The sequence below is a fragment of the Massilia sp. UBA6681 genome, from assembly GCF_002454935.1.
GTDB classification, from domain to species: domain Bacteria; phylum Pseudomonadota; class Gammaproteobacteria; order Burkholderiales; family Burkholderiaceae_D; genus Telluria; species Telluria varians.
The window spans coordinates 1-7,374 of the sequence record NZ_DKJX01000037.1 but is presented as its reverse complement, the minus strand read 5'-3'; the positions used below and the strand labels follow the sequence as shown (position 1 = coordinate 7,374).

The window sequence follows — 7,374 nt, the reverse complement described above, 5'->3', positions numbered from 1 at the left end:
ACCGCCGCCGCCGCGCCCGCCACAGGCGCCGCGCCCTACAGTCCCCAGGCCCTGAACGCGGCCAACGTCCCGATCAAGAGCGAAAAGCTGGGTACCGCGGCGCCGAGCGAGGACGTCAAGGCCAGGCAGACCCGGTCCGTGCCCAAGGGCGCGGCACCGGCGGTGGAGAAGGAACACAGCCCCAAGACGGCGAACAAGCAATGAAGATGGGAAGCATGCCAATCGCGGTGATCATGCAGCGCCGCGCCGTGCAGCACCGCTGGGCCGACGAGGCCTGGGAAGCGGTCGGCGTGGTGCCGGACCGCGGCAAGCTGCCGCGCCTGCAGGTGCTGAGCGAAAGTCCCGAGCGCGACTACTACCTCGTCTCCGGCCTCGAACTCGAGCTGTACACCGACGAGAACGAAGGGTATTACGAGAACTGCATGGCGCCGGAATCGAAGGTGTTCGTGCTGTGGCGCATGGAGGAGGGCAAGGCCATCCCGGTGCGCGCCTCGGTCAGCTACGTCGAGGGCACGCGCATGTTCGACTCGGGCGAACAGGCCGACGGCGTCGCCATGCCGGCCGAGATCTATGCCTGGGTGGCCGGCTACCTGCGCGAGCATTACCAGCCCAAGCCGCGCGGACGGCGCGGGCGCCAGCACGGATGAGGGGAGCCAGCATGTCAGAAGAAGGTTTCTTCCGGCGCTGGGCGCGGCTGAAGTCATCCGGCGGAGACGCGCCGGCCGAAGACCCGCGCGCCCCGGCGCCCCCTGTACCCGTGGGCCAGCCTCCCGCGGGCGCCATGCAGGAAGCCGAAGCGGCCCCGCGTGTCCCCTTGCCGACCCTCGAAGACGCGGCGCGGCTCACCCCGGACGCCGACTTTTCCGCCTTCGTGGCCAAGGGCGTCGACCAGTCGGTGCGGCGCCTGGCGCTCAAAAAACTGTTCGCCGATCCGCATTTCAACGCGATCGACGGGCTCGATATCTACATGAACGACTACAACAAGGCGGCGCCGCTCACCCCGGCCATGCTGGCTTCGCTCAAGCATGCGCAGGGCCTGGTCACGCGCCTGTTCGACGACCGGCAGCAGCAGGCCGAGGCGGCGGCAGCGCAGGCACAGGAACAGCAGCCAGTGACGGAACACGAGCAGGCGCCGCCGTCCACACGACAAGGGAACGCATGAACAACCGCTTTGCCGATCATCCGCCGCTCGACCCGGTCCAGGAAGGCCGCAATGTCCAGGCCCGGGGCGCGGCCATCCTGGCGCTTGAGGCCATTCCCGTGTTCGAGCCGGCGATCACGGTCAGCTACCAATCCAGCGGACGTACCCTGGTGGTGGGCTCGGCCGAACAGGCCCTGCCCTGGGCCGACCGGCTCGCCGGCGCGCTGCCGGTCACCGTGCTGCTGCTCGACAGCCAGCAAACCATGCCGGTGCGCCCCTATCCGGTCCAGGTGGCGCGCACCGTCGCGGTGGCGGGCTGGCTGGGCGCTTTCGAGGGGCGCTGGCAGGCGCCCGGACAGCCGGTCCAGCAGGGCCGCTTCGACCTCGTGCTCGACCTCAGCCCGAGCCGCCTGATCCCCAGCCACCAGCGCCCGCACGGCTATTACGCGCCCGGCTACGACGAGGCCGCCCGTGGCGAGGCGGTCGAGGCCATGCTCGAGATGGTCGGCGACTTCGAGAAGCCCAAGTATTTCGCGTACAAGGAACGCAGCTGCGCCCATGGCCGCAACGGCCAGAAGGGCTGCAGCGCCTGCATCGAGATCTGCTCGGCGCAAGCGATCCAGGACGACGGCGACCGGATCAAGGTCAACCCCTACCTGTGCGCCGGCTGCGGCGCCTGCTCCACGGCCTGCCCGACCGGCGCCATCAGCTATGCCTTCCCGCCGGCGGCGCTGACCGGCAAGCGCATGCAGGCGGCGCTGCGTTCCTACCGCGAGGGCGGCGGGCAGGATCCGGTCTTCGTGCTGCACGACCCCGAACACGGCGCCGCGCTGCTGGCCCAGCTCGGCGAGTCGCTGCCCGGGCGCGTGATCCCGCTGGCGCTGCAGCATACCGCCTCGACCGGCATCGACGTCTGGTTCGCCGCCGTGGCCTATGGCGCGGCCGGCATCTCGGTGCTGCTGACGGGACGCGAGGCGCCCCAGTACGCCGCGCTGCTGGACCAGCAGATGGAGATCGCCCAGGCGGTACTCGGCGGCCTCGGCTACGAAGGCCCGCATTTCCAGCTGCTGCGCGTGGATGCGCCGGACGAACTGGCGGTGGCGCTGCGCCACGCCCCGCGCGGCCGCACGCCCGGCGAGCCGGCCGTGTTCCACCTGGCGAACGACAAGCGCAACACGCTCGACTACGCCCTCGAGCACCTGCACCGCCATGCGCCGGTCAAGCCCGAGCAGGTGGCGCTGCCGGCCGGCGCACCGTTCGGTGCGATCGAGGTGGACCGCAAGGCGTGCAGCCTGTGCATGTCCTGCGTCGGCGCCTGCCCGGCCGGGGCGCTGCAGGACGGGCAGGGCGCGCCGCTGCTGCGCTTCATCGAGAAGAACTGCGTCCAGTGCGGCCTGTGCGCCAGCACCTGTCCGGAAAACGCCATCACGCTCGCGCCGCGCCTGTCCTTCATGGAGAGCCGTAGCCAGGCCGTGGTGCTCAACGAGTCCGAGCCCTTCCACTGCATCCGCTGCAACCAGCCCTTCGGCACCCTGCAGATGGTGGAGAACATGCTCGGCCGCCTGGCCTCGCATCCCGCCTTCAGCGGCCACCTCGACCGCCTGCGCATGTGCGGCGACTGCCGCGTCATCGACATGATGGAGCCGCGCGACGAGATGCGCGTCACCGCCCTCAGGCGAGACTGATGCTCGTGGGGTGGGCGGTTTGTCATGCAGGCCACCGGCCTGAATTACTCCCGCTCACCCTACAACAGCGTGTGCAAACATGGCAAAATGGCCAGGGATGGCCAACGCGGCCATGCCACCTTAGCGACCAGGAGACACCATGACGCCGACCCAGCGCTTTCTGCAAGCGCGCGACTTCCTGCTACAGCATCGCCTCGACTACGACACCGCCTACCGCGAGTACCGGCAGCCCCAGCTCGACGCCTTCAACTGGGGCCTGGACTACTTCGACCAGATGGCCAGGGACAACCACGCCACCGCGCTGTGGGTGGTCGAAGAAGACGGCCTCGAGCAGAAGATCTCGTTCGCGGACATGGCCTCGCGTTCGTGCCAGGTGGCCGAGTACCTGCAGTTATGCGGGGTCAAGCGCGGCGACCGCGTGCTCCTGATGCTGCCCAACCGGGTCGAGCTCTGGGAAATCATGCTGGCCGGGATCAAGCTCGGCGCCGTGCTGGTGCCGACCACCATGCTGGTCTCGGGCGCCGACCTGCAGGACCGCCTCGAGCGCGGCCGTGTCAGGCACGTCATCGCCCAGGCCTCCGAGGCGCACAAGTTCGAGGGCATGGCGGGCAGCTTCACCCGCATCGCCGTGGGCGCCGCGGCCGGCGAGAAGCCGGACGGCTGGCGCGACTTCGCCGACAGCCGCGACGTCCTGTCCGTCTTCACCCCGGAAGGCGAGACCCGCGCCACCGACCCGCTGCTGCTGTACTTCACCTCCGGCACCACGGCCAAGCCCAAGCTGGTGCTGCACAGCCACCAGAGCTATCCGGTCGGCCACCTGTCGACCATGTACTGGATCGGACTGCAGCCGGGTGACGTCCACTGGAACATCTCCTCGCCGGGCTGGGCCAAGCATGCCTGGAGCTGTTTCTTCGCGCCCTGGAACGCGGGCGCCGCCATCTTCGTCTACAACTACGAGCGCTTCTCCGCCAAGGCCGCGCTCGATACGATCCAGCGCTGCGGCGTGACCTCGCTGTGCGCGCCGCCGACGGTGTGGCGCATGATGATCAAGGAAGACCTGAGCGCCTGGCGCCCGCCGCTGCGCGAGCTGGTAGGCGCCGGCGAGCCGCTCAACCCTGAGGTGATCGAGCAGGTGGAGCAGGCCTGGGGCATCCGCATCCGCGACGGCTTCGGCCAGTCGGAAAGCACCTGCCAGATCGGCAATCCGCCGGGTCAGCCGATCAAGCCCGGTTCGATGGGCCGGCCGCTGCCGGGCTACCGGGTGGCGCTGCTCGACATCGACGAGCAGCCCGCCGAGGAAGGCGAGATCGCGCTCTCGCTCGACCCGGCGCCGCTTGGCCTGATGATGTGCTACGAGGGCGACGAAGAGAAGACCGCCCACGTCATGCGCGCCGGCCACTACCATACGGGCGACACCGCCACGGTCGAAGGGGACGGCTACTATTTCTACGTCGGGCGCAACGACGACGTGTTCAAGTCCTCGGATTACCGCATCAGCCCCTTCGAGCTCGAGAGCGTCCTGATCGAGCACGAAGCCGTGCTGGAGGCGGCGATCGTACCGAGCCCGGACCCGCTGCGGCTGTCGGTGCCGAAGGCCTTCGTCACCCTGCGCCAGGGCGTCCTGCCGTCGCGCGAGCTGGCGGCGTCGCTGTTCGCGTTCGCGCGCGAGCGGCTCGCGCCGTACAAGCGCATCCGGCGCATCGAGTTCCGCGAGCTGCCCAAGACGATCTCGGGCAAGATCCGGCGCGTCGAGCTGCGCAAGGAAGAAGCCGGGCGCGCCGCCGGGGCGGCGCAGGCGCAAGGGCAGGGCGTGGAGTACCGCGAGGAAGAGTTCCCTGCCTGAGCCGCCCGTAGCTGGCGTGGCGCGGCGTTTGCGCCCCGGTCCAGCTCGGTTGACGAAAAAAACAGGTGGTATATACTGGTCCGGTATCCAATTGATGAAATCCGACCTCGGCATGCACTGCATTTCTTCCTACGGCATTTGTTGTTCCTCCAGCGTGCGGACCCCGCGCGCTGTTGCCGTGTGCGCTGCCGGCGTCTCGCAGGTTTTCTCCCACCTTCCCCTGTCGCTCGGACTGAGCGTCTTCCACGCTCGTCTCGCACAATTGTCGACGCGCGATCTCGCCTGCCTCTCCTGAGCTCGGCGAGAGCCGGCGAAGCCCAGCTTCCCACTCTCCCGAGCCCCCTCCAAAGCATCGTCTGAAGCGCTGCGCATATGCGGATGCATTTGCCGCGGCACGCCATTCGTTCTTATTGGCCAGCCTGAACGGGCTGGGAAAGGCAAGCCATGTGCACCACTACTTACCTCAGCCAGCACGACCTGGCTGTCCTGACACGCTTCGTGCGGGCACGATCGGCCGACCCTTGCCGGGTCGAGGCCGCCGTGCGCCGCCTCGCGCACCTGACCGCGGTATCGCGCACGCTTCCCGGCGGCGATAGCGACGGCGGCGAGCGCCGCGTCTCGCTCGGCGCGAGCGTGCGCTACCGGGTCGCCGCCTGCGGCACCGCCATCCATGAACGCACCCGGGGCGGCGCCGACCTGGATACCGTCGTCATCGCCTGTCCGCAGGATGCGCAAGCCATGACGCCGCGTGTTTCGGTGCTGGCTCCGCTTGCGCTGGGCCTGCTCGGCCACGCCGAGGGCTGCACCGTCGACGTCGACCTGGCCCTCGGGCGCACCCTGCGCCTGGAAATCGTCGAGGTGCAGCCGCCCGCGCCCCTGCCGGTTTGAGTACTTGAAGGAGAAGCCATGACCGAGATCCAGCACAAGCCAGCGCCGGGGCGCAAGCCCGGCATCGAAGAGCGCATCGCGGCCGCCGGCCAGCGTATCGCGGCCTTGCAGCGGCGGCTGGATGAAGCGCTTGCCGAGCTGGTCCACACGCGCGGGCGCGCGGCCGCCGGACTCGCACAGGCCGAGCGCTACGGGCAAGAGCAGCCGGCCAGCGCGCCGGCACATGGCACGCCAGAGGACAGCATTCATGGAGGACACCGTGCGTAGAATCGACCGGATCTTGCTCGCGATACACCAGGCCCATCCCGGCCGCGTGGAAATGCGCGCCTCGCTGCTGGCGCCCGCGCTGGGCGTCGAGGCCTTCGACGTGCTGGCCGTCAAGCGCGCCGGCAACGGCCTGCGTCCCACCACCGCCTACAGCCACGTCCAGGTGGATGGCGGCAGGCTCAGGGCGCTGGTCGATGGCGAAGCCAGGGCGCTCAGCAGCTTCCCGCCGCCGGCCGAGCTGGACAAGGTGTGGATGGTCCGGCGCGGCCATCCGGCCGACGTGATCGCGGTCACGGCCGACAGCATCCAGGCCGACCTGACGCTGATGGCGGGCAGCGGGCGGCCGCGCCTGCCGCTGTGGGCGCGGCCCTCGCGTGACGCCGATGTCGTGCGACTGTGCCGCGGCGCCGTGCTGCTGGTGCACGGCGAGCCGCGCCACGATTACCGCAACGTGGTGGTGGCGACCGATTTTTCGCGCGCTTCGCTGGCGGCGGCGCGCACGGCCGCGCTGCTGGCGCCGAACGCCCGTTTCGTGTTCGTGCACGCCTTCCAGCAGCCCGAGACCGCCATGATGCGCGAGCTGGAGCTGCCGCCGCGCGTCATCCGCTCGTACCGGGAGCAGGGCTGGGAAGCCGCGCGCAGGAAGCTGGACGAATTCGTCGAGCTGTTCCTGCGCGATGTGCCCCCGGGGCGGCGCGAAGTACACGCCGGCCGCGCGTACGAGGTCATCCGCGACTGCGTGCGGCGCCAGCAGGCCGACCTGCTGGTGCTGGGACGGGGCGCCTGCCATCCCGGCGCGCGGCTGTCGAGCACCAACGTGATGCAAAAACTGATGGACGAGGGCGCATGCGACCTCCTGGTCGGACCGGACCGGCAGGGCGACGGCAGCGACCGCCGACTGGCGGCGTGAATCAATCGAAGAAGGAATGGACATGAAGTGGAATCGAGCGGATGGAAGCAGCCCGGATGCCGCCGCGCAGCCGCGGCCCGGCATGGAAAGGAAGGGCAAGCGCCGCTTCGCGAAGCGCCTGCTGGAGCGCAGCGCCCGCTGGCGGCGCATGGTTGCCGGCGGCCTGGCGGCCGGGATGGCGGCGATGCTGGCCAGCCTGCTGGTGCTGGGCGAGGCCGCGGCCATGGCGATGTGATCGAGGAGGAATGATGTGGATACCACCACCATGCCGCAGGACGGCCTCAGCCGACACCCCGCCGCTGCTTCGGCCGCGGGCGAGATGCAGGTGCTCCACTGGCAGGCACACCCGTGCTGGCCGGTAAGGCATAACGCCGGGCGCGCGCTGGCGGCGCTGCGTGCCGGCGCGGGCGCCGTGCTGCTGGTGCGCGCCGGCCGCCAGTCCCTCGAGCGCCGCGACGGCCATGCGCTGTTCCCGACGGACTTGTCGCCGTCCTCCCTGGACAGCCTGCGCCTGGCGATGCGCACGCTGCCGCGCATGCGCTTCACGCTGCTGCACGGCTGCCGGGTCGGCGGCGAAGGCAGCATGCGCATGGCGGGTGTCGGCGACGCCACGCTCGACGCCTGCCGCCGCCGCAGCGAA

Annotated in this window: 9 protein-coding genes and 1 pseudogene; all 10 read left to right on the top strand. The window is 69.9% G+C overall.

What is annotated here, in order from left to right; genetic code table 11:
* Positions 1 to 204, top strand: a pseudogene (locus B2R83_RS05105) (hypothetical protein); the annotation flags it as partial.
* A 2-nt stretch (positions 205 to 206) separates the two neighbouring features.
* Positions 207 to 647, top strand: a complete 441-nt coding sequence (locus tag B2R83_RS05100) for a DUF3305 domain-containing protein (RefSeq protein ID WP_036208347.1) — start codon at positions 207 to 209, stop codon at positions 645 to 647.
* An 11-nt stretch (positions 648 to 658) separates the two neighbouring features.
* Positions 659 to 1,162: a DUF3306 domain-containing protein gene (locus B2R83_RS05095; protein WP_292038790.1), complete on the top strand. Its 504-nt coding sequence runs from the start codon at positions 659 to 661 to the stop codon at positions 1,160 to 1,162.
* Positions 1,159 to 2,826: a 4Fe-4S binding protein gene (locus B2R83_RS05090; RefSeq protein WP_292038788.1), complete on the top strand. Its 1,668-nt coding sequence runs from the start codon at positions 1,159 to 1,161 to the stop codon at positions 2,824 to 2,826. The genes B2R83_RS05095 and B2R83_RS05090 overlap by 4 nt, the downstream gene beginning before the upstream one ends.
* Before the next feature lie 139 nt (positions 2,827 to 2,965).
* Positions 2,966 to 4,669 (top strand): AMP-binding protein, encoded by a 1,704-nt coding sequence (locus tag B2R83_RS05085; protein WP_292038786.1) that lies wholly within the window; start codon positions 2,966 to 2,968, stop codon positions 4,667 to 4,669.
* A 444-nt stretch (positions 4,670 to 5,113) separates the two neighbouring features.
* Positions 5,114 to 5,557: a GreA/GreB family elongation factor gene (locus B2R83_RS05080; RefSeq protein ID WP_292038784.1), complete on the top strand. Its 444-nt coding sequence runs from the start codon at positions 5,114 to 5,116 to the stop codon at positions 5,555 to 5,557.
* An 18-nt stretch (positions 5,558 to 5,575) separates the two neighbouring features.
* Complete coding sequence (locus tag B2R83_RS05075; RefSeq protein ID WP_292038782.1) at positions 5,576 to 5,824, top strand: hypothetical protein; 249 nt, start codon at positions 5,576 to 5,578, stop codon at positions 5,822 to 5,824.
* Between the two features lie 13 nt (positions 5,825 to 5,837).
* A complete protein-coding gene (locus B2R83_RS05070; RefSeq protein ID WP_292038780.1) occupies positions 5,838 to 6,734 on the top strand; it encodes a universal stress protein in 897 nt (298 codons plus the stop codon).
* A 22-nt stretch (positions 6,735 to 6,756) separates the two neighbouring features.
* The gene (locus B2R83_RS05065) at positions 6,757 to 6,969 is read left to right on the top strand and encodes a hypothetical protein (RefSeq protein ID WP_292038778.1); all 213 of its coding nucleotides are present in this window, start codon (positions 6,757 to 6,759) and stop codon (positions 6,967 to 6,969) included.
* Between the two features lie 15 nt (positions 6,970 to 6,984).
* Positions 6,985 to 7,374: hypothetical protein (locus B2R83_RS05060; RefSeq protein ID WP_292038776.1), on the top strand; the 390-nt coding region annotated here is incomplete at its 3' end.

What these genes read in the sequence shown, in the direction of transcription:
- B2R83_RS05100 (WP_036208347.1), top strand. Translation starts at nt 207, where the DNA reads ATGGGAAGCATGCCAATCGCGGTGATCATGCAGCGCCGCGCCGTGCAG.
- B2R83_RS05095 (WP_292038790.1), top strand. Translation starts at nt 659, where the DNA reads ATGTCAGAAGAAGGTTTCTTCCGGCGCTGGGCGCGGCTGAAGTCATCC.
- B2R83_RS05090 (WP_292038788.1), top strand. Translation starts at nt 1,159, where the DNA reads ATGAACAACCGCTTTGCCGATCATCCGCCGCTCGACCCGGTCCAGGAA.
- B2R83_RS05085 (WP_292038786.1), top strand. Translation starts at nt 2,966, where the DNA reads ATGACGCCGACCCAGCGCTTTCTGCAAGCGCGCGACTTCCTGCTACAG.
- B2R83_RS05080 (WP_292038784.1), top strand. Translation starts at nt 5,114, where the DNA reads ATGTGCACCACTACTTACCTCAGCCAGCACGACCTGGCTGTCCTGACA.
- B2R83_RS05075 (WP_292038782.1), top strand. Translation starts at nt 5,576, where the DNA reads ATGACCGAGATCCAGCACAAGCCAGCGCCGGGGCGCAAGCCCGGCATC.
- B2R83_RS05065 (WP_292038778.1), top strand. Translation starts at nt 6,757, where the DNA reads ATGAAGTGGAATCGAGCGGATGGAAGCAGCCCGGATGCCGCCGCGCAG.